We start from the raw sequence: 26,303 nt of genomic DNA, 5'->3' as shown, positions 1-26,303 counted from the left end.
CCGGGGCTTTTCTTTGAGCGCTGGAACACCGGCCTGGCGCCAGTGCTCCCCGCCAGCCCTACTCGGCGTCCAGGTGCAGGGGCGAGATCACCCGGCCATCCGCTTCGGCCTGGCCCAGCGTGGCGTCGATGAAGTACACCCGGTCGTCTTGCAACTGACCCTTGTCGACCAGGTAGTCCTTGATGCTGCTGGCGCGTGCCTGACCGAGCTGACGCAGCAGCACGGTGCTCTCGGCCCACGACTTGATCACCGCTTCCTGCAGCTTGGCAGTACGCTGTGCACGGTCCAGCTGCTCCCACTCGGCCGGTGGCTGCTGCTTGAGACGGGTACGGTAGATGCCCTCGAGCATGGCCGGCTTGTCGCCATCGGGCACCTGCAGTTGCGAGGCCTGTGCCGGCACCTTGTCGCCGCGACGCTGAAGGATCTTGTAGTAGGTGCTCTGGTACTCACGATCCAGACGCTGTGCGGCAATCAGTGGCCCGTCGCTGCTCTGGGCGCTGGTGCCTTCGATTTCCAGGCGCAGGGCAGGGCGTTCCTTGAGTGCTGCCGCCAGCTTGTCCAGCGAGCCCTGGGCATCGCTGCTCAGCTCGCTTGAGCCGGGGGCGAAGGACACGGTGCCCAGGTCTTCGGAACCGCCACCACTGACCAGCCCGCCGATGAACTTGAACGGCGCCTGGGCGGCGCGCAGCACCAGGTTGCGCAGGGTCTGCCACACGATCGGCATTACGCTGAACTGCGGGTTGTTGAGGTCGCCCGACACCGGCAGCTCGATGGAGATCTTGCCCTCGGTGTCCTTGAGCAGCGCGATCGCCAGGCGAATCGGCAGGTTGACGGCGTCGGGGCTGTCGACCTTCTCACCCAGTTGCAACTGCTCGACCACCACCTTGTTCTCGGCCTTGAGCTGGCCCTTGGTGATCAGGTAGTGCAGGTCCAGGTTCAGGCGGCCCTTGCGAATCCGGTAGCCGGCGAACTTGCCCGAGTACGGCGTCAGGGTCGTCAGCTCGACACGCTTGAAGCTGGTGGCGATGTCCAGGCTGGCCATCGGGTCGAACGGGTTGAGCGCGCCCTTGATGGTGACGGGCGCATAACGGTCCACCTTGCCCTTGATATCGACCTTGGCCGGGTGTGGCTGGCGGTTGTCGATGGTGCCGATCTGGCCGTTGAGCTGCTGGATGGCGGTGGCGAAGTTGGGCGTCAGGCTGAAGTCGGCGAAGTTGGCCGAGCCATCGTTGATGTCGATGCCACCGATACGGATACCCAAGGGCTTTTCATTGCTGGCCGGGGGCTTGCCCTGGGGCTTGGCGGCGCCGTTGGTCGGCTGCGGAATCAGCAGGTCATCCACGCTGGTGGTGCGGTCTTCGTTGATCATGAAGCGGGCATAGGGCTGCTGCAGGGTCACCTTGGCAATGCTCAACGCATCGCCGTGGCGATAGTCCAGGCCGTCCACGTTCAGTTGCTGCCATTTGACGAAGTCACGGCCCTTGATGGTGTCCAGGGTATGCAACTGATTGACCTGCGCCTTGCCGGTGACGCTGAACGCCAGCGGGGCGGTGTTCTTCAGGTCCACGTTCAGGTCGCTGCCGAGCATGCCGCTGCGCAGCTCCAGGCGAATGAACGGGCTGATGTAGGCCTGGGCGACCCGCAGGTCGATGTCCTGTGTGCTGACCTTGAGCCGGGCGCTGACCGGTGCCAGGTTGACCTCACCCGATGCCTGCAGCTTGCCCTGGCGGCCGACGCCGCTGTCGAGCTTGAGGGTGAAGGGGCTCTTGTTGAGGCTGTCGAAGTTCTGCAGGTCGAGGTTGAGCGGTCCGACATCCAGCGCCACCGCTTCTTTCTGCGAGCGATCGGCCAGATGAACCTGGTAGTTGCGCAGTTGCACGTCGCGCAGCAGCACCTGCCACGGCTTGCCGGGCGCGGCCTTGGCGCTGGCTTCCTGCGGCGCGGCCCCGGCAGTGGCCGGCTCGGCCTTTTCCTTGGGGGTGGCCTTGGCAGGCTGGCTGGCGAAGAGTTTTTGCCAGTCGAGCTGGCCGTCGGCTTCCAGGGCAGCCCAGGTTTCCAGCTTTTCACTGCGGATCTTGCCGACCGTGACCAGCTGTTTGGCCAGGTCGACCGTGGTTTCACTCACGTCCAGTCGGGCCAGGCGGGCCAGCGGGCGACCGTCCGGGGCCTTGATCGCGAAGGGGGCGATGCTGAGCGAGGCGTTGTCCAGCAGCAGCTCGGTTTCCTTCGACAGGTTGAGCTTGTAATGGGTGTCCAGGTTGAGCACGCCGTCTTCAAGCACCAGCGGCAGGGCGTCGCGCACGTACGGCCACCACACCTTCATCTTGCCGTCGGTGACCTTGAGGGTGCCTTCGGAGGCGATCGGTACCAGGCTGATGGTGCCGGCCCAGTCGATGCGCCCGCCCTCTGGCCCGGCGGCCACCAGGGTCATGTCGGCATTGTCGTCGGGCAGGGTGCTGAGGTTCTTCAGCTCCAGGTTCATCGAGTCGTAGAGGAACTCGATCGGCTCGCTCGGGCGCAGGTCCTGGAAGTGCAGGTAGCCCTCGCTCAGCTTGATGCTGCCGATGCGCAGCGGGAACGGTTCGCTTGCCGGCGTCTCGGGCTTGGGCTCGCTGGGCGGCAGCTTGAACAGCTGGGTCAGGTTCAGGCTGCCGTCCTTGGCGAACAGCAGCTCGGTGCGCGGCTTGTCCAGCTCGACGGCTGCCAGGTGCAGGGCACCGGACCACAGGCTGTCGAGCTGCAGGTTGGCGTAGAGGCGTTCGAAGCCGACCTGCTCCTTGCCGGTCTCGCCGATCTGCAAGCCCCATAGCGTCAGCTCGAGGCTGAACGGATTGAGCTCGATACGCTGGATGTGCGCCGGCACGGTGGCGTAACTGGCCAACTGCTGATTGGCGATGCGCAAGGCTACGCCAGGCAGGATCAGGAAACCGAGGAGGCTGTACAGGGCCAGGCCGGCCAACAAGGCGCCGAGGGCGCGTTTCAATCCTTTGGGCATGTGCGGCGTCGTCTGTCTAGAGCGGGAGTGCTTGGAGTATGGCACGTTAATTCGGTTCCGAAGGTAGTCCGAAATACCGGACCACCTGCGGTTTTTTCCACTTACAGCTGCAGGATCAAGCACTTCAGGGGCGGCTGTCCGTCCAGTGACGGGAAGTCGTCTGCCGGCTTGAGAACCTGCCATTCCCGCACCGGGCGGCCGATCTTCTGTGCGCAACGCAGCACCTGCTCGCGCCAGTCGTTGAGGCCGACCTTGGCCAGGTTGTTGCAGCAGATCAGCACGCCGCCTTCGGCCGTGCTCAGCAGGGCGGGCTTGAGCAGGCTCTGGTAATCACGCAGCAGGTCGACGGTGCCGAACGCGCTCTTGGCCCAGGCAGGCGGGTCGAGCAGTACCAGGTCGAACTCGCGCGGCTCCAGGCGCGGGTAGGCCGGCAGCTTGTGCCCGCGACGCTGGCTGACCGGCAGGCCTGCCAGCTGGCGAATGGCCGGAAAATAGTCGGACTGGATGAACTCCATGGGCGCCAGTTGCGGGTTGAGTGCGCCGTTCTCGCGGCCAACGGCCAGGTTGCCTTCGGCGAAATCCAGGTTGCACACCGCGCTGGCACCACCGGCGGCAGCGCTCAGGCCTACCCCGCAGGTATAGGCGAACAGGTTGAGCACGCGTTTGCCGGCACTGTGTTGCTTGACCCAGCCACGGGCATTGCGCAGGTCCAGAAACAACAGCGGGTCCTGGCCGGCATGGCGACCGCGCACGCGGTAGTTCAGGCCCCACTCGTGACCGACCAGGTCGGCCAGCGCGGCCTCGCTGGGCTGGTAGACCGGGTCGCGCCGGTCGATGCGGCTGTTGCCCTGGGAGCGGTCGTTGTACACCAGCAGCAGTGGCAGGCCCAGTTCGCGCTCGATGTGCGCATGCAGGTCCAGCAGGGCATCGCGCTCGAGGGTGTGGTGAAAGCTCTGTACCAGCAACTGCGGGCCATAGCGGTCGACGGTCAGTCCGCCCGCGCCTTCCTGGCTGCCGTGGAACAACCGGTAACAGTCGGTGCCCTGGGCGTGCAGCTCACTGAGAAGCTGCTGGCGGGCGTCGAGGGCGGCGCGCAGCGCCTGATTCAAGGAGGACATGCACGTAGCCTTGGTTTGCGGGCGTGCAGTTTAACAGCAGGCGGGTGCCTTGCACCTGTTCAGGCGCAGCCCACTCGCCGCCTGGCCCGGTGCAGCGAACTGTCACGCATGGCCCAGCGCAGCACCGGCGCCGTGCTGTCGATGCCCAGGCCTACCAGCCGCCGCTTGAGCGGGTGCGGCGTGCGCTCGAGCAGTTCGCCGGCCCAATCGGGCAGCAGGTTGATCCCCGCCTGCATCATCAGGTTGGCCACCGGTTTGGCCAGGCGGCTCGGCGCCGGGGCCTCCAGCAACACACGCACCACTTCGCGGCTGCGCTCGTCGCATACCAGTTGCGGGCGCATGGCTTGCAGGTAGTGCGCCACCGCCTGGCGCGAACGCGGCACGTTGCGAGCCCCCAGGCGTTCGGCCACCAGGGCGATCTCGGCGTAGTAGGCGTCCTGGTCGGCCAGCGAGAGGTGCGGGTTGCGGTAGCGCAGGTGCGCGGCCATGAAGCTGCTGACTTCGGCCACGTGCACCCAGGTCAGCAGGTCCGGGTCACTGGCGGCATACGGGCGGCCATCGGCCGCGGTCCCCACCACCTGCAGGTGAATGGTGCGTACCTTGTCGATCAGCCATTCGGCGTCGCGGGTGGAGCCGAAGGTGGTGCCGGAGATGAACTGGCTGGTGCGGCGCAGGCGGCCGATGATGTCCTGGCGAAAGCTGGAGTGGTCCCACACCCCGGCCAGGGCCAGCGGGTGCAGCACCTGCAGCAGCAAGGCGCTGATACCGCCGATGAGCATGCTGGGGAAATCCCCGTGCACCTGCCAGCTGATGCTGCGCGGACCGAACAGCCCGGGGTCGCCCTTGGGCTGTTCGAGGTCGAGTTGGCCCAGGGCCAGGCCCGTGAGGCTCAGCAACTGTGTTTCGATACGGCGGCGTAGCGCTTCCATGGGTACCTTGAGGCACCGTCGCCGCGGTGCCGTTCATTGATTCAGGCGTTTGTCGATCAGGCCTTGGACCACGCTCGGGTCGGCCAGGGTCGAGGTGTCGCCCAGGTTGTCCAGCTCGTTGCAGGCGATCTTGCGCAGGATGCGGCGCATGATCTTGCCCGAGCGGGTCTTGGGCAGTGCTGGCGCCCACTGGATCAGCTCGGGTTTGGCAAAGCTGCCGATCTCCTTGCTGACCAGCGCCAGCAGTGCCTGCTTGAGGTGGTCGTCCGGGGTCACGCCGTTCATGGGCGTGACGAAGGCATAGATGCCCTGGCCCTTCAGGTCGTGAGGGTACCCGACCACGGCGGCTTCGGCGATGCTGTCGTGCAGCACCAGGGCACTTTCCACCTCGGCAGTGCCGATGCGGTGCCCGGACACGTTGATCACGTCGTCGATGCGCCCGGTTATCCACAGGTCGCCATCGGCATCGCGGCGCGCGCCGTCGCCGGTGAAGTAGTAGCCCGGCAGGGGTTTGAAGTAGGTGTCGATCATGCGCTGATGATCGCCGTATACGCTGCGGATCTGCCCCGGCCAACTGGCCTTGATCGCCAGCAGCCCGCTGCCGGGGCCCTCGATCAGCGCGCCCTTGTCGTCCAGCAGCACCGGCTGCACGCCGAACAGCGGACGGGTGGCACAACCGGGCTTGATGTGGCGGGCGCTGACCAGCGGGCTGAGCATGATGCCGCCGGTCTCGGTCTGCCACCAGGTGTCGACGATCGGGCAGCGCTTCTCACCGACCTTCTCGAAGTACCATTCCCAGGCTTCCGGGTTGATCGGCTCGCCCACGCTGCCCAGCAGGCGCAGGCTCTTGCGCGAGGTACCGTCGAGCGGCGCCGAACCTTCGCGCATCAGTGCCCGCAGAGCGGTGGGGGCGGTATAGAAGATGTTCACCTGGTGCTTGTCGACCACCTGCCAGAAGCGCGAGGCATCGGGGTAGTTGGGCACGCCTTCGAACATCAGGGTGGTGGCGCCGTTGGCGAGCGGGCCGTAGACGATGTAGCTGTGGCCGGTTACCCAGCCGACATCGGCGGTGCACCAGAACACCTCGCCGTCGCGGTAGTCGAACACCACCTTGAACGTCAGGGCGGCCTGCAGCAGGTAGCCGGCGGTGGTGTGCAGCACGCCCTTGGGCTTGCCGGTGCTGCCGGAGGTGTAGAGGATGAACAGCGGGTCTTCCGCATCCATCGGCTCGGGCGGGCAGTCGTCGCCCACCTGGCTGATTGCCTCGTGGTACCAGAGGTCGCGGGCTTCGTTCCAGTCCACCGGGCCGCCGGTGCGGCGTACCACCACCACGCTGCTGACGTCCGGGCAGCTTTGCAGGGCCTTGTCGACGTTGTTCTTCAGGCCAATGCTCCTGGCGCCGCGCACGCCTTCGTCGGCGGTAATCACCGTGCGGCAGTCGGCGTCGAGGATGCGGTCGCGCAGGGCGTCGGGGGAAAAGCCGCCGAACACCACCGAGTGAATCGCGCCGATGCGGGTACAGGCCAGCATGGCGAAGGCAGCTTCGGGAATCATCGGCATGTAGATGCACACCCGGTCGCCCTTTTTCACCCCGCGCTGCTTGAGCACGTTGGCCAGGCGGCACACCTGCTGATGAACCTGGCGGTAGGTGAGGGTGGTGGACTGCTGCGGGTCGTCGCCTTCCCAGATGATCGCCGGCTGGTCGCCGCGCTGAGCCAGGTGGCGGTCCAGGCAGTTGTAGCTGACGTTGAGCTTGGCATCCTTGAACCAGGTTGCCTGGCCCGTGCGCAGATCGCTCTGCTGAACAGCCGACCAGGGGCTGATCCAGTCCAGGCGCCTGGCTTGTTCGGCCCAGAAGGTGTCGGGATCGTCTACGGACTGGCGATACAGGCGCTGGTAGTCGGCCTGGGAGAGTTGTGCCGCCTTGCTGACGGCATCGGCTTCGGGGTAGTCGCTGATATCGAACATTGGGGGGCCCTTTCCTGTTGGATAGGTGTCGCTCCCATCGCGGGCCAAGCCCGCTCCCACGAGGTGTACATCGTACCTGTGGGAGCGGGCTTGGCCCGCGATGGGGATAACAACATCCCGACAGTGTAGCCCTTAGCCCCGGTGACGCCCGCGGAAGTAGTTGATCAGGCCCTGGGTCGAGGCATCTTCGGCCGGCTCTTCGATACCGCCGGTCAGGCGCTGGTACACGCCCTTGCCCAGTTCCTTGCCCAGCTCCACACCCCACTGGTCGAAGGCATTGATGCCCCACACCACGCTCTGCACGAACACCTTGTGCTCGTACATCGCCACCAGCGCGCCCAGGCGCCGCGGGCTGATACGCTCGACCACCAGGGTGTTGCTCGGACGGTTGCCCGGGATCACCTTGTGCGGCGCCAGGCGCTGTACCTCGGCTTCGGCCATGCCCTTGTCGCGCAGCTCGGCCTCGGCCTCGGCGCGGGTCTTGCCGAGCATCAACGCCTGGCTCTGGGACAGGCAGTTGGCGTACAGCCACTGGTGGTGGTCGGCCACCGGGTTGAAGCTCACCACCGGCACGATGAAGTCGGCCGGGATCAGCTGGGTGCCCTGGTGCAGCAACTGGTGATAGGCATGCTGGCCGTTGCAGCCCACGCCGCCCCAGATCACCGGCCCGGTGTCGTGGTCGACCGGGGTGCCGTCCTGGCGCACGCTCTTGCCGTTGGACTCCATGTCCAGTTGCTGCAGGTGCTTGGTGATGTTGCGCAGGTAATGGTCGTACGGCAGGATCGCGTGGCTCTGGGCGCCCCAGAAGTTGCCATACCACACGCCCAGCAAGGCCAGCAGCACCGGCATGTTCTGCTCGAACGGTGCGGTCTGGAAGTGCTGGTCCATGGTGTGGGCACCCGACAGCAGCTCCTTGAAGTTGGCGGTGCCGATGGCCAGGGCGATCGGCAGGCCGATGGCCGACCACAGCGAATAGCGTCCGCCTACCCAGTCCCACATCGGGAAGATGTTCTCTTCACGGATACCGAAGGCCACCGCAGCGGCCTTGTTGCTCGATACGGCGATGAAGTGCTTGTACAGCTCGGCTTCCGAACCACCCTGGGCCAGGTACCAGACCCGAGCCGCCTGGGCGTTCTTCAGGGTTTCCAGGGTATTGAAGGATTTGGACGACACGATGAACAGCGTGGTCTCGGCACGCAGCTTGGCCGACAGCTCGTGGAATTCGCTGCCGTCGATATTGGCCAGGTAGTGGCAGCGCACGCCGCGCTGGGCGTAGGGCAGCAGGGCCTCGGAGACCAGCTCCGGGCCGAGGAACGAGCCGCCGATGCCGATGTTGACCACGTCGGTGATCGGCTTTTCGCTATAGCCGCGCCACAGGCCGTCGTGGATGCGCCCCACCAGCTCGGTGACCTGATTCAGCACCTTGTGCACGTCGGGCATGATGTTCACGCCATTGACGCTCAGCTTGTCGCCCACCGGGCGCCGCAGCGCGGTATGCAGTGCCGGGCGGCCTTCGGAGGCGTTGACGATTTCGCCGGCGAACAGCGACTTGATCGCGTCCTGCAGGCCCACTTCGTTGGCCAGCCCCACCAGCAGGTCGCGGGTCTGGTGGTCGATGAGGTTTTTCGAATAGTCCAGAAACAGCCCGCAGCTGCTCAGGCTGAACTGCTCGAAGCGCTGCGGGTTGGCGTTGAACGCATCGCGCATGCTGAAGCCCTGCATGGCGCTGCGGTGTTGCTGGAGCGCCTGCCACGCGGGCAGCGTAGTGACATCGTGGGGGGTGCGGTAGTACGCCATCGCTGCAGGTTTCCTTGGTACGTGAACTGCCTTTGACACTGGAAAGACGGGCCCGTTTCCAGTGTGGCAGGTTAATTGCCCGGCAGCCCGGCCGGGTGCGTTGTCACTGTTCGTCGAGGTTCAGGTGCAGGTTGTCGATCAGGCGCGTGGCGCCCAGTACCGCTGCCACCAGAATCACCAGGTCGCGGTCGTGCGCCGCTGCCGGGCGCAGGTTCAGCGCCTGACGGATTTCCAGGTAGTCGGGCTTGAAGCCGGCCTCCACCAGTTGTTGCCGACCTTCGGCGATCAGCACCTCGAAGTCACGGCGGCCCTGGCCGATTGCCTGGGCGATCCGGCTCAGGGTGCGGTAGATCGTGGGCGCAGTGGCACGTTGTGCGTCGGTCAGGTAACCGTTGCGCGACGACAGGGCCAGGCCGTCCTCGGCGCGCACGGTCGGCTCGCCGATGATCTGGATGGGCAGGTTGAGGTCGCGCACCAGCGCGCGGATCACCGCCAGTTGCTGGAAGTCCTTCTGGCCGAACACGGCCAGGTCGGGCTGGACCATGTTGAACAGCTTGCTGACCACCGTGGCAACACCCTCGAAGTGCCCGGGACGGCTGGCGCCACACAGCCCTTCGGACAGGTGCGGCACGCTGACCAGGGTCTGGGCCGCCATGCCATCGGGGTACATTTCTTCGACGTTGGGGGTGAACAGCAGGTGGCAGCCGGCCTGCAGGAGTTTTTCCTGGTCGGCGGCGAGGGTGCGCGGGTACTTGTCGAGGTCTTCGTTGGCGCCGAACTGCAGCGGGTTGACGAAGATGCTCGCCACCACGAAATCGGCCCGCTGCGCGGCCTTGGTCACCAGCGCGGCATGCCCGCTGTGCAGGTTGCCCATGGTGGGCACGAAGCCGATGCGCTTGCCCTCGCTGCGTGCGCGGGCGACCGCAGCGCGCAGTTCAAGGATGGTCTTGACGGTATTCATGCGCTGAACCCATGTTCGGTGCCGGGGAAGGTCACGCCCTTGACGGCTTGCACGTAGGCACCGAAAGCACCGGCAATGTCGGGCTGGCCGAGCATGAAGTTCTTCACGAACTTGGGCACGCGGCCGCTGAGCGACAGGCCGAGCATGTCGTGCATCACCAGTACCTGGCCATCGGTGGCGCTGCCGGCACCGATACCGATGACCGGGATGGTCACGGCCTGGGTGATTTCCGCCGCCAGCTCGCTGGGCACACATTCGAGCAGCAGCATGGCTGCGCCGGCCTGCTCCAGGGCGATGGCGTCGGCGCGCATCTGCCGTGCCTGGTTCTCCTGGCGGCCCTGGACCTTGTAGCCGCCCAGGATGTTCACGGTCTGTGGTGTGAGGCCCATGTGCGCACACACCGGCACGCCGCGTTCGGCCAGCAGGCGAATGGTCTCGGCCAGCCAGGCGGCGCCCTCGACCTTGACCATGTGCGCGCCGGCCTGCATCAGTGCGCCGGCATTGGCGAAGGCCTGCTCGGTGGTGGCGCAGGCCATGAAGGGCAGGTCGGCCAGAATCAGCGCACCCTGGTTGCCGCGCTTGACGCAGGCGGTGTGGTAGGCCATTTCGGCGTTGGTCACCGGCAAGGTGCTGTCATGGCCCTGCAGGACCATGCCCAGGGAGTCACCCACCAGCAATATTTCCACGCCGGCCTGACTCGCCACCTTGGCAAAGGTCGCGTCATAGCAGGTCAGCATGGTTATTTTCTCGCCCTTGGCCTTGAGGCCTTGCAGGGTGGTCAGGGTTACTTCTGGCATGAAAGGAATCCTCGTTCAGGCGCTGTGAAAAACGACTGCGTACAACGCGTGTATTCATCTACTGGAACAGCACATCATCGATTGTGGTGTTTGGAGTACAACCCTGTTCCAGGCCTATATACGCCTTATGCGGCGCCGGGGCGCTGCGGGACGCCTATAGTCGTGAGCACGAAGACTGAAGTCAATTACCCTGTTACCGCATTGTTACGAAGGCGCTGTTACGGGCGTTACCGCGTGGGGGAGCGCCCGGTTACAGGCGCTCGAGGCCAACGAACGGGCATTCTGCCAGCAATCGCGCGAGGGGGCGCTGGTCGGGCAGGCAGAAGTTGCCGGGCACCAGCTCTGCCAGGGGGTACAGCACGAACGGGCGTGCGTGCATGTGGTAGTGGGGAACCTTCAGGCGCGGCTCGTCGAGCACCTGATCGGCATACAGCAGGATATCCAGGTCCAGGGTGCGAGGCCCCCAGCGTTCCTTGCGTTCGCGGCCCTGGTCGGCCTCGATGGCCTGCAGGGCATCGAGCAGCGCCAGCGGCGCCAGCGAAGTATCGAGCGCCGCAACCGCGTTGGTGTAGCGCGGCTGGCCAGGCGACAGCGAGTCGCTGGCGTAGAACGACGACACACCGGCCAGTTGCGAACCCGGCAACCGGCCCAGCGCCTCGAGGGCGCTGCGCAGTTGCTGTTGCGGGTCGGCCAGGTTGCTGCCCAGGCCGATGTAGGCACGCACCATGCGGCGTTACTCGCCTGCGCCGTCGGCGCGCTTGCGCTTGCTCGGGCTGCGCTTGCGTTTGCGCGGGCCCGCGCCGGCGCCGTCGTCGCGGCTGCCCAGGTCACGGATCATGTCGCGGCGCTCGCTGTCGTTGCAGTCCTGGTAGTCGGTCCACCATTGGCCCAGGCCGTCGGTTTCCTCGCCCGCGCTTTCGCGCAGCAGCAGGAAGTCGTAGCCGGCGCGAAAGCGCGGGTTGTCCAGCAGCAGGTCGGCACGTTTGCCGCTGCGCCGTGGCAGGCGCTCCTGCATGTCCCAGATCTCGCGGATCGGCATCGTGAAGCGCTTGGGGATCGCAATGCGCTGGCACTGTTCGGCGATCAGCTCGTGGGCGGCTTCCTGCAAGGCCGGGATCGGCGGCATGCCACGGCTCTGCAGGCGCAGGGCACGCCCTGGCAGCGCCGGCCAGAGCATGGCGGCGAACAGGAAGGCCGGGGTGACCGGCTTGCCTTGCTTGATGCGCAGGTCGGTGTTGATCAGCGCCTGGCTGATCAGGGTGTGGGTGTAGGTCGGCTGGTCTTCCAGCGCCTGGGCACTGGCCGGGAACAGCGGGTCGAACAGTTGCAGGTCGACCAGCATCTCGAAGGTGTCGGCCGCATAGCCGGACAGGAACAGCTTCAGGGTTTCTTCGAACAGGCGTGCGGCAGGGATTTCGCGCAGCATCGGGGCCAGCTCGCGGATCGGCTGCACGGTGTGCTTTTCGATACCGAAGTTGAGCTTGGCCGCGAAGCGCACGGCCCGCAGCATACGTACCGGGTCTTCCTGGTAGCGCTGCACAGGGTCGCCGATCAGGCGGATCAGACGGTTGCGGATATCGTGTACGCCGTTGGCGTAATCGAGAATGCGCTCGCTGACCGGATCGTAGTACAGGGCATTGATGGTGAAGTCGCGGCGCTGCGCGTCTTCTTCCAGGGTGCCGTATACATTGTCACGCAGGATGCGCCCGCTCTCGTTGCGTGAAGAGGTGTGGCTGTTCTCTTCCTCGACCTCGGGATGGTTGGCGCGGAAGGTGGCGACTTCGATGATTTCGCGACCGAAATGGATATGCACCAGCTTGAACCGCCGGCCGATGATCCGGGCGTTGCGAAACTCTGCACGGACCTGTTCGGGGGTGGCACTGGTGGCGACGTCGAAGTCCTTGGGGGTAATGCCCAGGAGTTGATCGCGAACGCAACCGCCGACCAGGTAGGCCTGGTAGCCTGCGTTCTGCAGGCGCTCGACGATGTTCACCGCGTGGCGGCTGAACTGGCCACGTTGCAGTGAATGCTGGCCGCTATTGATCACTTCGGGCGTGGTGCGAATGTGGTGCTGGCCACGCACGGTAGGACGGAATGACTGGAACAACTTCTTCAGCATGGGATGCACTGTTTGAAGGAATGTTCGGCCAAAAACGAAGAATGGCCGCATGATGGGCGGGGATTCTAGCATTTACTCGAAGGATGGTGTAGGCGGGTGCATCGGGCGGGCTGAAAGCCGGAAACTACAAGGGGAGCCGAAGCTCCCCAAGAAGTAGTTGCATGCTCTTATTGTTCTTTTGCCGGGCTTCTTGTTTTTGTTGAGTGCCCTACCCACAAAACCGCAAGGCTTGTGGGTGTTCTCCCTAACCGGGAGTCAAGAGCAAACGGATTGCTTTGGTCGCTGAGGTTGCAGTGATCATGCGATCCAACCAGTTCAGGCCCTGCTTGAGTGCAGTTTTTGTTGTTCTCTGCCTGGTTGTGGGGCAAGCCCCAAATACAACTCCTCTCCAAAAGAATCAGTTAGCTGCGCCTCCGCCGTCTTGTTCTTATTGTGCGTGAGCCGATTCGTCTTATTTTTATTGTCTTTTGCAGTGCTTGTTATTGTTCTTGTACCGAACATATAGCAGGTGCCGTGCCAACTTTTGCAAACCCCAGTAAAACAAGGGGTTAGGCGGTTTTGGGGGCGTTTGGCGGGCATAAAAAAACCGGGGATTCGTTACCGTATGCCCCGGTTTCTGTTACGTGATCAGCGTGAGGTAACATTTTTTTCACACGCCCTGGTGTTACCTGCCGGTAACACCGGTGCGCGTGCTGGCTCAGCTTTCGCTGGTGGCCCCGCTCTTGCGCCGCGGGATACCCAGGCGCTGACGACGTTCCCACAGGCATTTGCGGCTGACACCGAGCTTGCGGGCCAGCTCGGTCTCGGTCATGTGGTCCTGGTGTTCGAGTACAAAGTGCTGGAAGTAGTCTTCCAGTGACAGGTCTTCGGTCGGTTCGTGGCTGGTGTTGCTGGCGGCGCCGCCGGCAGACGGCAGGCCGGCGAACACGTCATCGTCTTCCAGGTCGGCCAGCTCGATGTCGATGCCCAGCAGGTCAGCAGAGATTTCCGGGCTTTCGCACAGGATCACCGCGCGCTCCACAGCGTTTTCCAGCTCTCGCACGTTGCCCGGCCAGGAGTAATGACGAATGGCCTGTTCGGCGTCATGGGCGAACTTCAGGTCGTTGCGCCCGATGCGTGCGCTCTGGCGGGCGAGGAACGCATTGGCGATCTCGTTGACGTCGGCGCCACGCTCGCGCAGGGCGGGCAGCTTGAGGGCGATCACGTGCAGGCGATAGTAAAGGTCTTCGCGGAACTGGCCGACCTTGGCCAGGTTCTTCAGGTCGCGGTGGGTGGCGGCAATCAGGCGCACATCGACCTTTTGCGATTGCACCGAGCCCACCCGTCGGATCTCGCCTTCCTGCAGTACGCGCAGCAGGCGGGCCTGGGCTTCGAGCGGCAGTTCGCCGATCTCGTCGAGAAACAGCGTACCCCCGTCGGCCGCTTCGACCAGGCCGGCACGGCCGGCGCTGGCGCCGGTGAACGCGCCCTTTTCGTGACCGAACAGCTCGGACTCGATCAGGCTTTCGGGAATCGCCGCGCAGTTGACCGAAATCATCGGCGCCTTGGCCCGGCGTGACAGGTTGTGCAGCGCGCGCGCCACCAGCTCCTTGCCGGTACCCGATTCACCCTGGATCAGTACATTGGAGTCGGTGGGCGCGACCTTGCGGATCTTGCCGTACAGGTCCTGCATCGGCGGGCACGAGCCGATGATGCCGATTTCGCCATTGGCATTGCCCGGCTTGTCCGCCGGGGCCGCCTTGGCGCCGGCGCTGCTGCGCTCGGCAGGGGCGGCGGGGGCGTTCTGGCGGTCACGCAGGATGCGGGCGACGGCCTGGAGCATCTCGTCGTGATCGAAGGGCTTGGCGATGTAGTCCACTGCGCCCATCTTCATCGAGTCGACGGCCGAGCGCAGGCTGGCGTAGCTGGTCATGATCAGCACCGGCTTGCCTTCGCCCAGCTTGATCAGCTCGGTACCCGGTGCGCCGGGCAGGCGCAGGTCGCTGACAATCAGGTCGAAGCTCGGAATGCTGAAGCGTTCCTGGGCCTCCTGTACCGAGCCGGCTTCGCTGACCTGGTACTGGTTGCGTTCGAGCAGGCGACGCAAGGCCGAGCGGATGATGGTTTCGTCTTCGACGATCAGAATATGCGGCATTGATTCAATTCTCTCGACGGTCTCAGTTCACAGCGGACGTCGCTACGACATGACGCGGCAGGGTCACACGGATCCGGGTGCCACGCTGGCTTTGAGTATCGGCCGGGCTGTCGATGGTGATTTGTCCATAATGCTCTTCCACGATGGAATAGACCAGAGCGAGCCCCAGCCCGGTGCCTTCGCCCGGATCCTTGGTGGTGAAGAAGGGTTCGAACAGCCGGTCCATGATGCTCTTCGGAATGCCGCTGCCTTCGTCCTCGACGATCAGGTCGACGGTGTGCTCGCTGGCTTCGCTCTTGACCCGTACCGCCGTGCCGGCCGGCGATGCATCGCGGGCGTTGGACAGCAGGTTGATGAGTACCTGCGCCAGGCGCTGCGGATCGCCGTCGACCCAGTGCTCTGGGTCGCACAGGTTGAAGAACTGTACTTCGAAATTGCGCCGGTTCAAGGCCAGCAGACCGATGGCATCCTGCGCCACTTCGGCCAGGCACACCGGTTCGTCACTGTGCTGGTGGCTGCCGGCGTGGGCGAAGCTCATCAGCGACTGGACAATGCGCGAGATGCGTTTGGTCTGCTCCAGGATCTGGCTGCTCAGCTCGGTGATCTCGCCGTCGTCCTCGCGCTCTTCACGCAGGTTCTGCGCCAGGCAGGCGATGCCGGTGACCGGGTTGCCGATTTCGTGGGCGACCCCGGCGGCCAGGCGGCCGATGCTGGCCAGGCGCTCGGAGTGCACCAGCTTGTCTTCGAGCATCTGGGTTTCGGTGAGGTCTTCCACCAACAGCACCAGGCCGCTGTTGCCCGGTGCCAGGGGCTCGTCGATGGCCGCCTTGTGCAGGTTGAGCCAGCGGGTCTGCCCGTCCAGGCCCAGGCGCTGTTTGTGCAGGTGCTCGTCGGGCACGTTGATGAACCCCAGCAACAGGCCGCGCCAGGGTTCGCCGATGGTGGTCAGGCGCGAGCCGACCACACGCTTGGCGGGGATGCCGGTCAGCTCTTCCATGGCCCTGTTCCACATCAGGATCTCCTGATCCTTGGCCAGCGAGCAGACGCCCATGGGCAGCTCCTGCAGGGTCTGGCGGTGGTAGCGGCGCAGGGCATCGAGCTCGGCGGCCAGGCCGGTGAGGCGCGAGTGATAGTCTTCCAGGCGGCTCTCGATGAAATGGATGTCTTCGGTCACGTAGTTCTCGCTGCCCGACTTGTACGGCAGGAAGGTCTCGACCATGTCCTGTGCCACGCTGGGGCCCATCAGGCCCGACAGGTTGGCCTCGATGCGGTCGCGCAGACGTCGCAGGGCGTACGGGCGGCGTTCGTCGAAGGGCAGGTACAGGTCGCGCAGGGCTTGCTCGACTTCTTTCTGCGCGGCCTTGGCGCCCAGCGGCTTGGCCAGCTGGGTGGCGAATTCCTGCGGCGAGGCGGCGTGCAGTTCGCGCCGTTGCGGACGGCGCACGTTATCCACGGCGCAGGCCTCGGCGGCGGCGACTTCCTCGGCGCTGGCGTTGCTGAACAGCGAGATCAGGGTGAACAGCAGCACGTTGGCCGCCAGCGAGGCGATCGCCGCCATGTGCCAGCTGGTGTCGTCGAGCACATAGATCATGTTCAGCAGCGGAATGTAGAAGCCCTGCAGGTTGCCCACCAGCGGCAGCAGCATGGTCACCATCCACACCAGGATCCCCGCCAGCAGTCCGGCGATGAAGCCGCGCCGGTTGGCGGTGGGCCAGTACAGCACCGACAGCACGCCGGGCAGGAACTGCAGGGTGGCAACGAAGGCGACGATGCCCAGGTTGGCCAGGTCCTGCTGGGCGCCGAGCAGCAGATAGAAGCCGAAACCGGCGGCGATGATCGCCACGATCAGCGCGCGGCGCGTCCATTTCAGCCAGCGATAGATGTTGCCTTCGGCCGGCGGCTGGTACAGCGGCAGCACCAGGTGGTTCAGCGCCATGCCCGACAGCGCCAGCGTGGTGACGATGATCAGCCCGCTGGCGGCGGATAGCCCGCCGATGTAGGCCAGTAGCGCCAGGGCCTGATTGTTGGCGGCGATGCCCAGGCCCAGGGTGAAGTATTCCGGGCTGGTGCTGGCGCCCAGCTTGAGCCCGGCCCACAGGATCAGCGGTACCGCCAGGCTCATCAGCAGCAGGAACAGCGGCAGGCCCCAGCTGGCGCTGACCAGCGAGCGCGGGTTGAGGTTCTCGGTAAAGGCCATGTGGTACATGTGCGGCATCACGATGGCCGAGGCGAAGAACACCAGCAGCAGGGTGCGCCACGGGCCTTCCTGCAAGGGTGTGTGCAGCGCGGCGAGTGCGGTCTGGTTCTGCAGCAGCCACACCTCCAGCTCGTGCGGGCCGCCGAACACCCCGTACAGCGCATACAGGCCGATGCCGCCCAACGCCAGCAGCTTGACCACCGACTCGAAGGCGATGGCGAACACCAACCCCTCGTGTTTCTCGCGAGTGGCGATATGGCGTGAGCCAAAGAAGATGGTGAACAGCGTGATCATGGCGCAGAAGGCTAGGGCCACGCGACTCTTGACCGGCTCGCCGGTGAGGATGCTGATGGAGTCGGCCACGGCCTGGATCTGCAGGGCCAGCAGCGGCAGCACGCCGATCAGCATGAAGATCGTGGTGAGGGCGCCGGCCCAGGTACTGCGAAAGCGAAACGCGATGAGGTCGGCCAGCGACGAGAGCTGGTAGGTGCGGGTGATCTTCAGGATCGGATAGAGCAGCACCGGGGCGAGCAGGAATGCACCGGATACTCCCAGGTAGCAGGCCAGGAAACCGTAGCCGTACTGGTAGGCCAGGCCGACTGTACCGTAGAAGGCCCATGCGCTGGCGTACACGCCCAGCGACAGGGTGTAGGTCAGTGGGTGGCGGATGATCGAGCGCGGGATCATGCCGCGCTCGCTGATCCAGGCCACGCCGAACAGCACCAGCAGGTAGGCGGCGCTGATCAGGATCATCTGGGTCAGGCTAAAGCTCATCGGCATCACGTTGGCTCTGCAGGATAAAGGTCACGACGATCAGGATCAGCCACAGCAGGTAGGGGCGATACCAGGCGCCGGTGGGTTCGATCCACCAGTCCATGATGGCCGGGGAGAACAGGTAGATCCCCACTACCAGAAGCAGGACCAAGCGATAGATGTACATGCGGGCCTCGTTGGCTGTGGACGCTGCGTGCCTGGGCTTATTATTGGCGCAAATCGGCGTCGATGGTAACGGAAGGGCCGGTGCCTGCAAACGACCTTCGCCAGAATGCCCAACGAATTGAATTTGTTGGGCTTTGTGCAAGCTGTTCCGGCCTCTTCGCTGCCCAGGTTGTGCATTGGCCTCGAGGGCAACGGTGCACCGATGGGCGCTGGCCTGCCAGCGAAGGGCTCAGCGCCTGTGTCAGCAGTGAGCAACGATCAATGAAGGTCGGCTTCCGGCACGCTCAGGCGCCGGGGCAGGGCGTCGGTATTCCAGTGCTGGGCGGCGTGCGCGAGTACCTCGCTCGGCGTACCCAGCGCCATGCCCGCCTCGACCGGTTGGCCGAGCGCACGCAAGGCCCGCAACAGCAAGGGTGTGGCCTGGTCCGCCGGCAACGGTGCCGAGCGATACGACTTGCCCAGTTTGTGCCCGTCGGGCTGGGTGATCAGCGGCACATGCAGGTAGCGCGGCTGCGACAGGCCCAGCAGCTCCTGCAGGTACAGCTGGCGCGGAGTGTTGTCGAGCAGGTCGGCGCCGCGCACGATATCGGTCACGCCTTGCCAGGCATCGTCCAGCACCACTGCCAGCTGGTAAGCGTACAGGCCATCGCGGCGCCGGATCACGAAGTCGCCCACCTCGCGTCCCAGGTGCTGCTCGAAGCGGCCCTGCAGACGGTCGGTGAAGTGATAGCTCAGCTCGGGCACGCGCAGGCGAATGGCCGCGTCCTCCTGGGCGTGGCCCAGGTTGCGACACAGGCCCGGATAGATGCCGTTGTACCCTTCCAGCTGCTTGCGCGAACAGGTACAGGCGTACGCCAGGCCCTGCTGGAACAGGCGCTGCACCACAGCGGCATAGGCGTCGTGACGCTGGCTCTGGTACACCACTGCGCCGTCCCAGTGCAGGCCGTAGTTTTCCAGGGTGTGCAGGATGGCGGCCTGGGCGCCGGGGGCTTCGCGCGGCGGGTCGATGTCTTCCATGCGCAGCAGCCATTGCCCGCCCACCGCGCGTGCGTCCAGCCACGAGGCGAGGGCGGCGACCAGCGAGCCGAAATGCAGAAAACCACTGGGGGTGGGGGCGAAGCGCCCGATGTAGCGCGGGGTGTTCATCACAGGCGGGTAGATCCGACAGCCATAAATGAAACGGGGCGCCTTGAGCGCCCCGTTCTGTTCAGGTCAGGCCTTGCCGACCTGTTTTTCCTTGATTTCCGCAAGGTTCTTGCAGTCGAAGCACTTGTCAGCGGTAGGGCGGGCCTCCAGGCGGCGCACACCGATTTCAACACCGCAGTCTTCGCACCAGCCGTAGTCCTTGTCCTGGATCAGTTGCAGCGTCTTGTCGATCTTCTTGATCAACTTGCGCTCGCGGTCACGATTGCGCAGTTCCAGCGCAAACTCTTCTTCCTGGCTGGCACGGTCTGCCGGGTCGGCAAAGTTGGCTGCCTCTTCCTTCATGTGGTCTACAGTCCGATCCACTTCCTTCATCAGGTCCTGCTTCCACTTGTTCAGGATGGAGACAAAGTGGGCCCGCATGTCATCGCTCATGTACTCCTCACCCTTACCAGCTTCATAGGGGGTGAAGTCGCCAACGGCTTGAACGGTTTGTTTCTTTTCTTGGGTGGACATGAATAGACCGCCTCTCACTCTTCTAATCCATTGCGCAGGCTTCTCCATCTCCGGCGCCCGCCGGCCCTGCGACTGCGAGCCGCCGAACTTACCAGATCGAATCGGGGCGCGCTACTCCCGGTTGTCTCCCCGGTTGACCACGGCTTTACCCACACGTTCGTTCCCATGCATGGGTAGAATCATCATTTTAGACCCATTTGAGAGAAGGCCATGGCCCAGCCCTACAGTGCGCGCAGTCGCGCCATCGAACCCTTTCATGTCATGGCGCTGCTGGCGCGGGCCAACGAACTGCAGGCAGCCGGGCATGACGTGATCCACCTGGAGATCGGCGAGCCGGACTTCACCACTGCCGCGCCCATCGTCGAAGCCGGCCAGGCTGCCCTGGCCGCAGGCCACACGCGCTACACCGCGGCACGCGGCCTGCCTGCGCTACGCGAGGCGATTGCCGGGTTCTATGCCCAGCGTTACGGGGTGAACATCGACCCGCAACGCATCCTGATCACCCCGGGCGGCTCGGGCGCATTGCTGCTGGCGGCCAGCCTGCTGGTCGACCCAGGCAAGCACTGGCTGCTGGCCGACCCGGGCTACCCGTGCAACCGGCACTTTCTGCGCCTGGTCGAGGGCGGTGCGCAACTGGTGCCGGTCGGCCCCGAGGCCAACTACCAGCTCAATGCCGACCTGGTCGAGCGTTACTGGGACAACGAGACCGTCGGTGCACTGGTGGCCTCGCCTGCCAACCCCACCGGCACGGTGCTCGACCGCGAGCAACTGGCCAGCCTGTCGCAGGCCACCCGTGCGCACAATGGCCACCTGGTGGTCGACGAGATCTATCACGGCCTGACCTACGGCATCGACGCCCCCAGCGTGCTGGAAGTCGATGACGAAGCCTTCGTGCTGAATAGTTTCTCAAAATATTTCGGCATGACCGGCTGGCGCCTCGGTTGGCTGGTAGCGCCGCCTGCAGCGGTCGCCGACCTGGAGAAGCTGGCGCAAAACCTCTACATCAGTGCGCCGAGCATGGCCCAACATGCTGCGCTGGCCTGTTTCGAACCGCGCACGCTGGCGATTTTCGAGGAGCGTCGCGCCGAGTTCGCGCGGCGTCGCGACTTCTTGTTGCCGGCCCTGCGCGAGCTGGGTTTCGGTATCGCGGTGGAACCGCAAGGGGCGTTCTACCTGTACGCCGATATCAGCGCGTTCGGCGGTGATGCCTTCGCGTTCTGTCAGCACTTCCTCGAAACCGAGCACGTAGCCTTCACCCCGGGCCTGGACTTCGGTCGTCACCAGGCCGGGCACCATGTGCGGTTTGCCTACACCCAGAGCCTGCCGCGCCTGCAGCAGGCGGTCGAGCGGATCGCCCGCGGTTTGCGGAGTTGGCAAGGCTGATGCGTTTTTTCCCCGAACTTGAGCAGGCGCGCCTGCTGCGGCGCTACAAGCGTTTTCTGGCCGACATCGAACTGGCCAACGGCGAACAGATGACCATCCACTGCCCCAACACCGGGTCGATGCTCAACTGCATGCTGGAGGGCGGCAAGGTCTGGTTCAGTCGGTCCAGCGACCCCAAGCGCAAATTGCCGGGCACCTGGGAAATCGCCGAGACCCCGCAAGGCCGGCTGGCCTGTGTGAACACCGGGCGGGCCAATGCTATCGTCGAAGAGGCGCTGCACGCTGGGCGCATCACCGAGCTGGCCGGCTTCACGGCGCTCCGGCGGGAGGTGGCCTATGGCGAGGAACGCAGCCGCATCGATTTTCGCCTGGAGTACCCCACAGGGCCGGCCTATGTCGAGGTCAAGAGCGTGACCCTGGGCTTCGACGGTTCGCGGGTGGCGGCGTTTCCCGACGCGGTGACCCAACGTGGCGCCAAGCACCTGCGCGAACTGTCGGCACTGGTCCGCCAGGGCGTGCGGGCGGTGCAACTGTATTGCGTGAACCTGAGCGGCATCGATGCGGTGCGCCCGGCCGAGGAAATCGACAGCGCCTATGCGGCGGCCTTGCGTGCAGCGGCAGCCGAAGGTGTCGAGGTGCTGGCCTACGGCGTGCACCTGGACGGCGAGCAGATCAGCATCGACCGCGCATTGCCGGTGATGCTCACGTCGTAATGAGCCAGATGCCCTGGCTGTCTTCACGGCAGTCCAGGGCCTGTAATGCATCCCCGGTACAGGGGCCGGCCACGCATTCGCCGGACTCCGGCACGAACAGTGCGCCGTGATGAACGCAGGCGATCAGTTGGGCGCTGGGGTCCAGGAATTGGTCTGCCTCCCAGTTCAGGCCGATGCCACGATGCGGGCAGCGGTTGCGGTACAGGTAGACGCGGCCCTGGCGACGTACGCCGAACAGGTCGATGCCTGCGGCCTTGAAGCCACGGCTCTGGCCCTCGCCCAGATCGGACGGGCGGCAAAGAAGGTGCATGGGTAGGTTCACTTGAAGAAACGAGAGTCGGCTTGACGTCCAAATGCAAATAATTATCAAATTGCCCGCAATGGCCGTGCCCGGCGTCTTTATACCGCGAGTACGGGCACTGCCCAACCGTTATCCACCTGGACAACGGTCCGACTTCATCTAAGGAAGCCTTGCTATGCGCCGACGTGCCAGCCTGATCGCCCTGTGTATCGGGCTTGTTTTCAACTCGGCGGCCCAGGCCGAACCCCTGGCCGCCCGCTGGGTCAGTGCCGGCGGTGCGCTGAGCGAGTGGGTGGTGGCGCTGGGCGGCGAGTCGCGGCTGGTGGGCGTCGACACCACCAGCCAGCACCCGGCGAGCCTCAAGGCGCTGCCCAGCATCGGCTATCAGCGTCAGCTGTCGGCCGAAGGGGTGCTCAGCTTGCGCCCGGACCTGCTGGTGGGCACCGAGGAAATGGGCCCGCCAGAGGTGCTCAAGCAGCTCCGGGGGGCCGGGGTTAAGGTGGAGTTGTTTTCGAGCACGCCCGAGCTGCAGGCCGTACATGGCAACCTCCGGCAATTGGGCCGCCTGATGGGCGACGAGGCGCAGGCAGAGCGCCTGTTCGGCGAGTACCGGCAGCAGCTTGACGGGCTGGCGGCACGAATCAAGGCAGTGCAGGGCAGTCAGGCGGCCCCTGGCGTGATTCTGCTGGTGGGGCATGGCGGTGCCAAGCCGATGATCGCGGGCAAGGGGACCGCAGGCGACTGGATGATTCGCCAGGCCGGCGGGCGCAACCTGGCCGACAATGACGGCTACAAGAACTTCTCGGTCGAGGCGCTGGCGGCGCTGAACCCCCAGGTGCTGGTGTTTGCCGATCGCAGCCTGTCGGGCGAGGCGGCGCTGCAGGCCCTGCTCAAGGAAAACCCGGCGCTGGCGGCCTCTCGCGCAGCACGGGACAAGCGTCTGGTCGAACTTGACCCGACCTTGCTGGTGGGCGGCCTCGGGCCGCGTCAGCCGGCCAGCCTGCAAGCGCTGGCGCAAGCCTTCTACCCGGCGGCCAAGGCGCAACTGGCCCCATGAATCGACTGGTACCACCGCGTGCTCTGTTCATCGGCCTGAGCCTGCTGTGCCTGTTGGCGGTGTGGCTGTCATTGGCACTGGGGCCGGTCAGCCTGCCGTTGCTCGACACCCTGCGAGCCGGGCTGCGCCTGATAGGCGTGCCGATTCAGGCCCAGGGGCTGGAGCAGGCCGAACTGATCCTGGGCCAGATTCGTCTGCCGCGCACCTTGCTCGGGCTGGTGGTCGGCGCGGTGCTGGCGATTTCCGGGGTGGCGATGCAGGGCCTGTTTCGCAACCCGCTGGCCGACCCCGGCCTGGTCGGGGTGTCCAGCGGTGCTGCACTCGGGGCGGCGGTGGCGATTGTGGGCGGCAACTGGCTGGGGGGCGTGCCCGAGGTGTTCGCGCCCTATCTGTTGTCGATCTTCGCCTTTCTCGGCGGGCTGGGCGTGACGGCGCTGGTCTACCGGTTGGGCCGGCGTGACGGTCAGACCAGTGTCGCCACCATGCTGCTGGCGGGCATCGCCCTGACCGCCCTGGCCGCCTCAGTGGTGGGGCTGTTCACTTATCTTGCCGATGACGCCACGCTGCGTACGCTGACGTTCTGGAACCTGGGCAGTCTCAATGGCGCAAGCTACACGCGCCTGTGGCCGTTGTTGCTGGTGGCGGTGGTGGTGACCTGGTGGCTGCCACGCCGGGCCGAGGCGCTCAATGCCCTGCTGCTGGGTGAGTCGGAGGCGCGCCACCTGGGTATCGAGGTCGAAACACTCAAGCGCGAACTGGTGTTCTGCACCGCGCTGGGCGTGGGGGCGGCGGTAGCGGCGGCGGGGTTGATCGGTTTTGTCGGGCTGGTGGTGCCGCACATGGTGCGACTGTTGTCCGGCCCCGACCATCGCGTGTTGCTGCCGGCGTCGCTGCTGGCCGGAGCGTCGCTGCTGCTGTTCGCCGACCTGATCGCGCGGCTGGCACTGGCGCCGGCAGAACTGCCGATTGGCATCGTCACTGCATTTATCGGCGCCCCCTTCTTCCTTTTTCTGCTGCTACGGGGGCGTGCCTGATGCTACGGGTGGAGAACCTGCAGGTGGTGCGCGGGCAGACCTGCGTGCTTGATGGCATCACCCTGGACATCGAGCCGGGGCAGGTGCTGGGTGTGCTGGGCCCCAATGGTGCTGGCAAGAGCACCTTGCTCGCAGCGTTGTGCGGCGAATTGCCTGCCCATCATGGCCGTGTGCTGCTGGATGAGCGTGCGTTGGGCGACTGGAGCGGGCATGAGCGGGCACAACGCCTGGCGGTACTGCCGCAGACTTCAAGCCTGGGCTTTGCGTTTCGTGTCGAGGAGGTGGTGGCCATGGGGCGACTGCCCCACCGCACCGGTCAGGTGCGCGACCAGGCAATCGTGGTCGAGGCACTGGAGGCGGCGGATGCCGGGCACCTGGTGGGGCGCAGTTACCTGGCGCTGTCGGGGGGCGAGCGTCAGCGAGTGCACCTGGCGCGGGTGCTGGCGCAGCTCTGGCCAGGGGGCGACGGCTGCACGCTGTTGCTCGACGAGCCGACGTCCATGCTCGACCCCCTGCATCAGCACACCACGTTGCAGGCGGTCAGAGCCTTTGCCGACCGTGGTGCGGCGGTACTGGTGATCCTGCATGACCTGAACTTGGCGGCGCGCTATTGTGACCGCATCCTGCTGCTCGAACGTGGCTGCCCGCATGCGCTGGATACCCCTGAACAGGTGCTTCGGCCCGAAGCGCTGCGCGCCGTGTTCGGCCTTGAAGTACTGGTTCAACCTCACCCCGAGCGGGGGCACCCGCTCATCATCGCCCGCTAGGAGCTCGCCCATGCCTCGCACGTTGCTGTTTGGCACCCTGTTGCTGCTGGCGTTGGGACTGAGCGCTTGCCAGTCCGGCGCAGCGTTGGCGCCACTGCCGCAGTGGCAAGGCCCGCAGGGGCGCGAGCATGCCGAGCTGGGGCAGATCCGCGAGTTGAGCACAGGCCGGTTACTGACACCGGAGCAACTGGTCCGGCGCCTGGCTGCGGCACCGCGGGTGCTGGTGGGGGAGCAGCACGACAACCCCGATCACCATGCCTTGCAGTTGTGGTTGTTACGCGCGCTGGAGCAGCAACGGCCGCAGGGCAGCCTGCTGTTGGAGATGCTGGAGCCGGCGCAGCAGGCGCGGGTGGATGCACTCAAGCAGCAGCCCACGCTACCGGTCGACCTGGTGTCGGCGCTGCACTGGCAATCAGGTTGGGATTGGGCCCTGTATGGCCCGATCGTGCGCCATGCGCTGGGGCAGCCCTATCCGTTGCTGGCGGCGAACCTTGATCGCGCCGAGGTGCGGGATATCTACCGCCAGGTACCGAAGTTGGAGGGGCAGCACGCTACGACCGCTACGGTTACCCAGGCCTTGCTCGACCAGGTACGTGAAGGGCATTGCGGGCTGCTGCCTGAATCGCAGATGCCGGCCATGCTGGCGGTACAGCAGCAGCGTGACCGGCGAATCGCCCAGCGCCTGATGCAGGCGCCGACGCCGGCCCTGCTGTTGGCGGGGGCCTATCACGTGCGCAACGACCTGGGCGTGCCCTTGCATCTGCTGGACCTGGGGGTAGAGCAGGGCACCAGCGTGCTGATGCTGGCGCAGGTGGGGGAAAAGGTGGACGCAGGCATGGCCGATTACGTGTGGTTTACCGCTGGCGTGGCCGAGCAGGATTACTGCGCGAGCCTGCGCAAGGGCGGGTGATACAGGCTGTGAATGTGTGGTGGCCCTTTTCGCTGGCTTGCCAGTGCATAGGCCATGACAGGCAACTCAAATCCCAGGCAAAAAAAAGACCCGGCAAAGTGCCGGGTCAATAACCGTGATTAGCCTGATGAGGAGATAATCTGAGAGTCCGAACCAAGGTCTTTCAGAATATCCAACCAGTCTCGCGACCAGTTGTGATAATCATAACGATTCTCATTTCGAAGTCAATCCTTTCATTCTGCTTATTTCAATTATTTTTGCAGGGCGCCTTGGCATCCAGCTGTTTGTTCAGTGCATCCTTGCGTTCAACGGGGATGTCGTTCCAGTGCACATCCAGCAGCGCGCCTTCTATCGCGTAGAGCAGCACCTTCGAGGCACGAAAGCCGCGGCTGCGTACCGCGTGGTAGGCGTTCACCGCGCCCAGCCGACGAAGGTCCGAGAGACTGTGGATGCCCACCGCATGCAGCCACTGCGCCGACGTCTTGCCAAGATTTTTCAGATGCTGAAGTTCATCGTTCATCAAGC

The 26,303-nt window shown here is 65.0% G+C and carries 22 protein-coding genes; 6 read left to right on the top strand and 16 right to left on the bottom strand.

Annotated elements, in window-relative coordinates:
- Window positions 1–58: 58 nt before the first annotated feature.
- From LOY33_RS21940 to dksA, 14 genes are all read right to left on the bottom strand, one after another.
- Window positions 59–2,995, bottom strand: coding sequence for a DUF748 domain-containing protein (locus LOY33_RS21940; RefSeq protein WP_213606326.1), 2,937 nt, complete (start codon window positions 2,993–2,995; stop codon window positions 59–61).
- 101 nt (window positions 2,996–3,096) lie between these two features.
- On the bottom strand, window positions 3,097–4,113 hold the full coding sequence (locus LOY33_RS21935) for a class I SAM-dependent rRNA methyltransferase (RefSeq protein ID WP_258660075.1): 1,017 nt from the start codon (window positions 4,111–4,113) through the stop codon (window positions 3,097–3,099).
- Window positions 4,114–4,172: 59 nt separating this feature from the next.
- Window positions 4,173–5,042 carry an oxygenase MpaB family protein gene (locus tag LOY33_RS21930; RefSeq protein WP_058540550.1) on the bottom strand — a complete coding sequence of 290 codons (870 nt, stop codon included), beginning with the start codon at window positions 5,040–5,042 and terminating at the stop codon, window positions 4,173–4,175.
- Window positions 5,043–5,075: 33 nt separating this feature from the next.
- Window positions 5,076–7,010, bottom strand: coding sequence for an acetate--CoA ligase (gene acs / locus LOY33_RS21925; protein ID WP_255001675.1), 1,935 nt, complete (start codon window positions 7,008–7,010; stop codon window positions 5,076–5,078).
- A gap of 132 nt (window positions 7,011–7,142) precedes the next feature.
- The gene (pgi, locus tag LOY33_RS21920) at window positions 7,143–8,807 is read right to left on the bottom strand and encodes a glucose-6-phosphate isomerase (protein WP_088514000.1); all 1,665 of its coding nucleotides are present in this window, start codon (window positions 8,805–8,807) and stop codon (window positions 7,143–7,145) included.
- A gap of 103 nt (window positions 8,808–8,910) precedes the next feature.
- A complete protein-coding gene (gene panC / locus LOY33_RS21915) occupies window positions 8,911–9,768 on the bottom strand; it encodes a pantoate--beta-alanine ligase (protein WP_054916534.1) in 858 nt (285 codons plus the stop codon).
- On the bottom strand, window positions 9,765–10,565 hold the full coding sequence (gene panB / locus LOY33_RS21910) for a 3-methyl-2-oxobutanoate hydroxymethyltransferase (RefSeq protein ID WP_043863808.1): 801 nt from the start codon (window positions 10,563–10,565) through the stop codon (window positions 9,765–9,767). Before panB ends, panC begins: the two co-directional genes overlap by 4 nt.
- 250 nt (window positions 10,566–10,815) lie before the next feature.
- Window positions 10,816–11,292, bottom strand: coding sequence for a 2-amino-4-hydroxy-6-hydroxymethyldihydropteridine diphosphokinase (gene folK, locus LOY33_RS21905; RefSeq protein ID WP_258660067.1), 477 nt, complete (start codon window positions 11,290–11,292; stop codon window positions 10,816–10,818).
- Between the two features lie 6 nt (window positions 11,293–11,298).
- On the bottom strand, window positions 11,299–12,684 hold the full coding sequence (locus LOY33_RS21900; protein ID WP_043863806.1) for a polynucleotide adenylyltransferase PcnB: 1,386 nt from the start codon (window positions 12,682–12,684) through the stop codon (window positions 11,299–11,301).
- Window positions 12,685–13,381: 697 nt separating this feature from the next.
- Entirely contained in the window at window positions 13,382–14,818 is a 1,437-nt protein-coding gene (locus LOY33_RS21895; protein ID WP_043863805.1) for a sigma-54 dependent transcriptional regulator, read from the bottom strand.
- A gap of 22 nt (window positions 14,819–14,840) precedes the next feature.
- Window positions 14,841–17,795 (bottom strand): sensor histidine kinase, encoded by a 2,955-nt coding sequence (locus tag LOY33_RS21890; RefSeq protein WP_162484883.1) that lies wholly within the window; start codon window positions 17,793–17,795, stop codon window positions 14,841–14,843.
- Window positions 17,779–17,955: a hypothetical protein gene (locus LOY33_RS21885; RefSeq protein ID WP_003250005.1), complete on the bottom strand. Its 177-nt coding sequence runs from the start codon at window positions 17,953–17,955 to the stop codon at window positions 17,779–17,781. The genes LOY33_RS21890 and LOY33_RS21885 overlap by 17 nt, the downstream gene beginning before the upstream one ends.
- Window positions 17,956–18,212: 257 nt before the next feature.
- The gene (gluQRS, locus tag LOY33_RS21880; protein WP_043863803.1) at window positions 18,213–19,100 is read right to left on the bottom strand and encodes a tRNA glutamyl-Q(34) synthetase GluQRS; all 888 of its coding nucleotides are present in this window, start codon (window positions 19,098–19,100) and stop codon (window positions 18,213–18,215) included.
- A 66-nt stretch (window positions 19,101–19,166) separates the two neighbouring features.
- Window positions 19,167–19,613, bottom strand: coding sequence for an RNA polymerase-binding protein DksA (gene dksA, locus LOY33_RS21875; RefSeq protein WP_043863802.1), 447 nt, complete (start codon window positions 19,611–19,613; stop codon window positions 19,167–19,169).
- Window positions 19,614–19,823: 210 nt separating this feature from the next.
- Here dksA and LOY33_RS21870 point away from each other — a divergent pair, with 210 nt between their 5' ends.
- A complete protein-coding gene (locus LOY33_RS21870) occupies window positions 19,824–20,996 on the top strand; it encodes a pyridoxal phosphate-dependent aminotransferase (protein WP_078481321.1) in 1,173 nt (390 codons plus the stop codon).
- Window positions 20,996–21,709, top strand: coding sequence for a DNA/RNA nuclease SfsA (gene sfsA, locus LOY33_RS21865; protein ID WP_054916531.1), 714 nt, complete (start codon window positions 20,996–20,998; stop codon window positions 21,707–21,709). The genes LOY33_RS21870 and sfsA overlap by 1 nt, the downstream gene beginning before the upstream one ends.
- Here the strand turns inward: sfsA and LOY33_RS21860 are convergent.
- Window positions 21,699–22,019, bottom strand: coding sequence for a Rieske (2Fe-2S) protein (locus tag LOY33_RS21860; RefSeq protein ID WP_088514005.1), 321 nt, complete (start codon window positions 22,017–22,019; stop codon window positions 21,699–21,701). The genes sfsA and LOY33_RS21860 overlap by 11 nt on opposite strands.
- Before the next feature lie 166 nt (window positions 22,020–22,185).
- Here LOY33_RS21860 and LOY33_RS21855 point away from each other — a divergent pair, with 166 nt between their 5' ends.
- The 4 genes from LOY33_RS21855 to LOY33_RS21840 are packed head-to-tail and all read left to right on the top strand — an operon-like array spanning window position 22,186 to window position 25,778.
- Window positions 22,186–23,067 carry a hemin ABC transporter substrate-binding protein gene (locus tag LOY33_RS21855; protein ID WP_054916529.1) on the top strand — a complete coding sequence of 294 codons (882 nt, stop codon included), beginning with the start codon at window positions 22,186–22,188 and terminating at the stop codon, window positions 23,065–23,067.
- A gap of 50 nt (window positions 23,068–23,117) precedes the next feature.
- On the top strand, window positions 23,118–24,101 hold the full coding sequence (locus tag LOY33_RS21850) for an iron ABC transporter permease (RefSeq protein WP_178075056.1): 984 nt from the start codon (window positions 23,118–23,120) through the stop codon (window positions 24,099–24,101).
- Window positions 24,101–24,868, top strand: coding sequence for a heme ABC transporter ATP-binding protein (locus LOY33_RS21845; RefSeq protein WP_258660064.1), 768 nt, complete (start codon window positions 24,101–24,103; stop codon window positions 24,866–24,868). Before LOY33_RS21850 ends, LOY33_RS21845 begins: the two co-directional genes overlap by 1 nt.
- Window positions 24,869–24,878: 10 nt before the next feature.
- Window positions 24,879–25,778, top strand: a complete 900-nt coding sequence (locus tag LOY33_RS21840; RefSeq protein WP_258660063.1) for a ChaN family lipoprotein — start codon at window positions 24,879–24,881, stop codon at window positions 25,776–25,778.
- A gap of 247 nt (window positions 25,779–26,025) precedes the next feature.
- Here the strand turns inward: LOY33_RS21840 and LOY33_RS21835 are convergent, their stop codons facing one another.
- On the bottom strand, window positions 26,026–26,298 hold the full coding sequence (locus LOY33_RS21835; protein WP_043863794.1) for a TfoX/Sxy family protein: 273 nt from the start codon (window positions 26,296–26,298) through the stop codon (window positions 26,026–26,028).
- Window positions 26,299–26,303: the final 5 nt, after the last annotated feature.

It is taken from the genome of Pseudomonas sp. B21-036, assembly GCF_024748925.1.
Classification (GTDB): domain Bacteria; phylum Pseudomonadota; class Gammaproteobacteria; order Pseudomonadales; family Pseudomonadaceae; genus Aquipseudomonas; species Aquipseudomonas palmensis.
This window is presented reverse-complemented; position numbering and strand designations above follow the sequence as displayed.

Excerpts from the sequence above, each read along its gene's own strand:
- LOY33_RS21840 (WP_258660063.1), top strand. The coding sequence starts at position 24,879 with ATGCCTCGCACGTTGCTGTTTGGCACCCTGTTGCTGCTGGCGTTGGGA.
- LOY33_RS21870 (WP_078481321.1), top strand. The coding sequence starts at position 19,824 with ATGGCCCAGCCCTACAGTGCGCGCAGTCGCGCCATCGAACCCTTTCAT.
- panB (WP_043863808.1), bottom strand. The coding sequence starts at position 10,565 with ATGCCAGAAGTAACCCTGACCACCCTGCAAGGCCTCAAGGCCAAGGGC.
- LOY33_RS21855 (WP_054916529.1), top strand. The coding sequence starts at position 22,186 with ATGCGCCGACGTGCCAGCCTGATCGCCCTGTGTATCGGGCTTGTTTTC.
- LOY33_RS21895 (WP_043863805.1), bottom strand. The coding sequence starts at position 14,818 with ATGCCGCATATTCTGATCGTCGAAGACGAAACCATCATCCGCTCGGCC.
- LOY33_RS21940 (WP_213606326.1), bottom strand. The coding sequence starts at position 2,995 with ATGCCCAAAGGATTGAAACGCGCCCTCGGCGCCTTGTTGGCCGGCCTG.
- acs (WP_255001675.1), bottom strand. The coding sequence starts at position 7,010 with ATGTTCGATATCAGCGACTACCCCGAAGCCGATGCCGTCAGCAAGGCG.
- folK (WP_258660067.1), bottom strand. The coding sequence starts at position 11,292 with ATGGTGCGTGCCTACATCGGCCTGGGCAGCAACCTGGCCGACCCGCAA.
- LOY33_RS21935 (WP_258660075.1), bottom strand. The coding sequence starts at position 4,113 with ATGTCCTCCTTGAATCAGGCGCTGCGCGCCGCCCTCGACGCCCGCCAG.
- LOY33_RS21860 (WP_088514005.1), bottom strand. The coding sequence starts at position 22,019 with ATGCACCTTCTTTGCCGCCCGTCCGATCTGGGCGAGGGCCAGAGCCGT.
- sfsA (WP_054916531.1), top strand. The coding sequence starts at position 20,996 with ATGCGTTTTTTCCCCGAACTTGAGCAGGCGCGCCTGCTGCGGCGCTAC.
- LOY33_RS21930 (WP_058540550.1), bottom strand. The coding sequence starts at position 5,042 with ATGGAAGCGCTACGCCGCCGTATCGAAACACAGTTGCTGAGCCTCACG.
- dksA (WP_043863802.1), bottom strand. The coding sequence starts at position 19,613 with ATGTCCACCCAAGAAAAGAAACAAACCGTTCAAGCCGTTGGCGACTTC.
- gluQRS (WP_043863803.1), bottom strand. The coding sequence starts at position 19,100 with ATGAACACCCCGCGCTACATCGGGCGCTTCGCCCCCACCCCCAGTGGT.
- panC (WP_054916534.1), bottom strand. The coding sequence starts at position 9,768 with ATGAATACCGTCAAGACCATCCTTGAACTGCGCGCTGCGGTCGCCCGC.
- LOY33_RS21835 (WP_043863794.1), bottom strand. The coding sequence starts at position 26,298 with ATGAACGATGAACTTCAGCATCTGAAAAATCTTGGCAAGACGTCGGCG.
- LOY33_RS21845 (WP_258660064.1), top strand. The coding sequence starts at position 24,101 with ATGCTACGGGTGGAGAACCTGCAGGTGGTGCGCGGGCAGACCTGCGTG.
- LOY33_RS21885 (WP_003250005.1), bottom strand. The coding sequence starts at position 17,955 with ATGTACATCTATCGCTTGGTCCTGCTTCTGGTAGTGGGGATCTACCTG.
- LOY33_RS21890 (WP_162484883.1), bottom strand. The coding sequence starts at position 17,795 with ATGCCGATGAGCTTTAGCCTGACCCAGATGATCCTGATCAGCGCCGCC.
- pgi (WP_088514000.1), bottom strand. The coding sequence starts at position 8,807 with ATGGCGTACTACCGCACCCCCCACGATGTCACTACGCTGCCCGCGTGG.
- LOY33_RS21900 (WP_043863806.1), bottom strand. The coding sequence starts at position 12,684 with ATGCTGAAGAAGTTGTTCCAGTCATTCCGTCCTACCGTGCGTGGCCAG.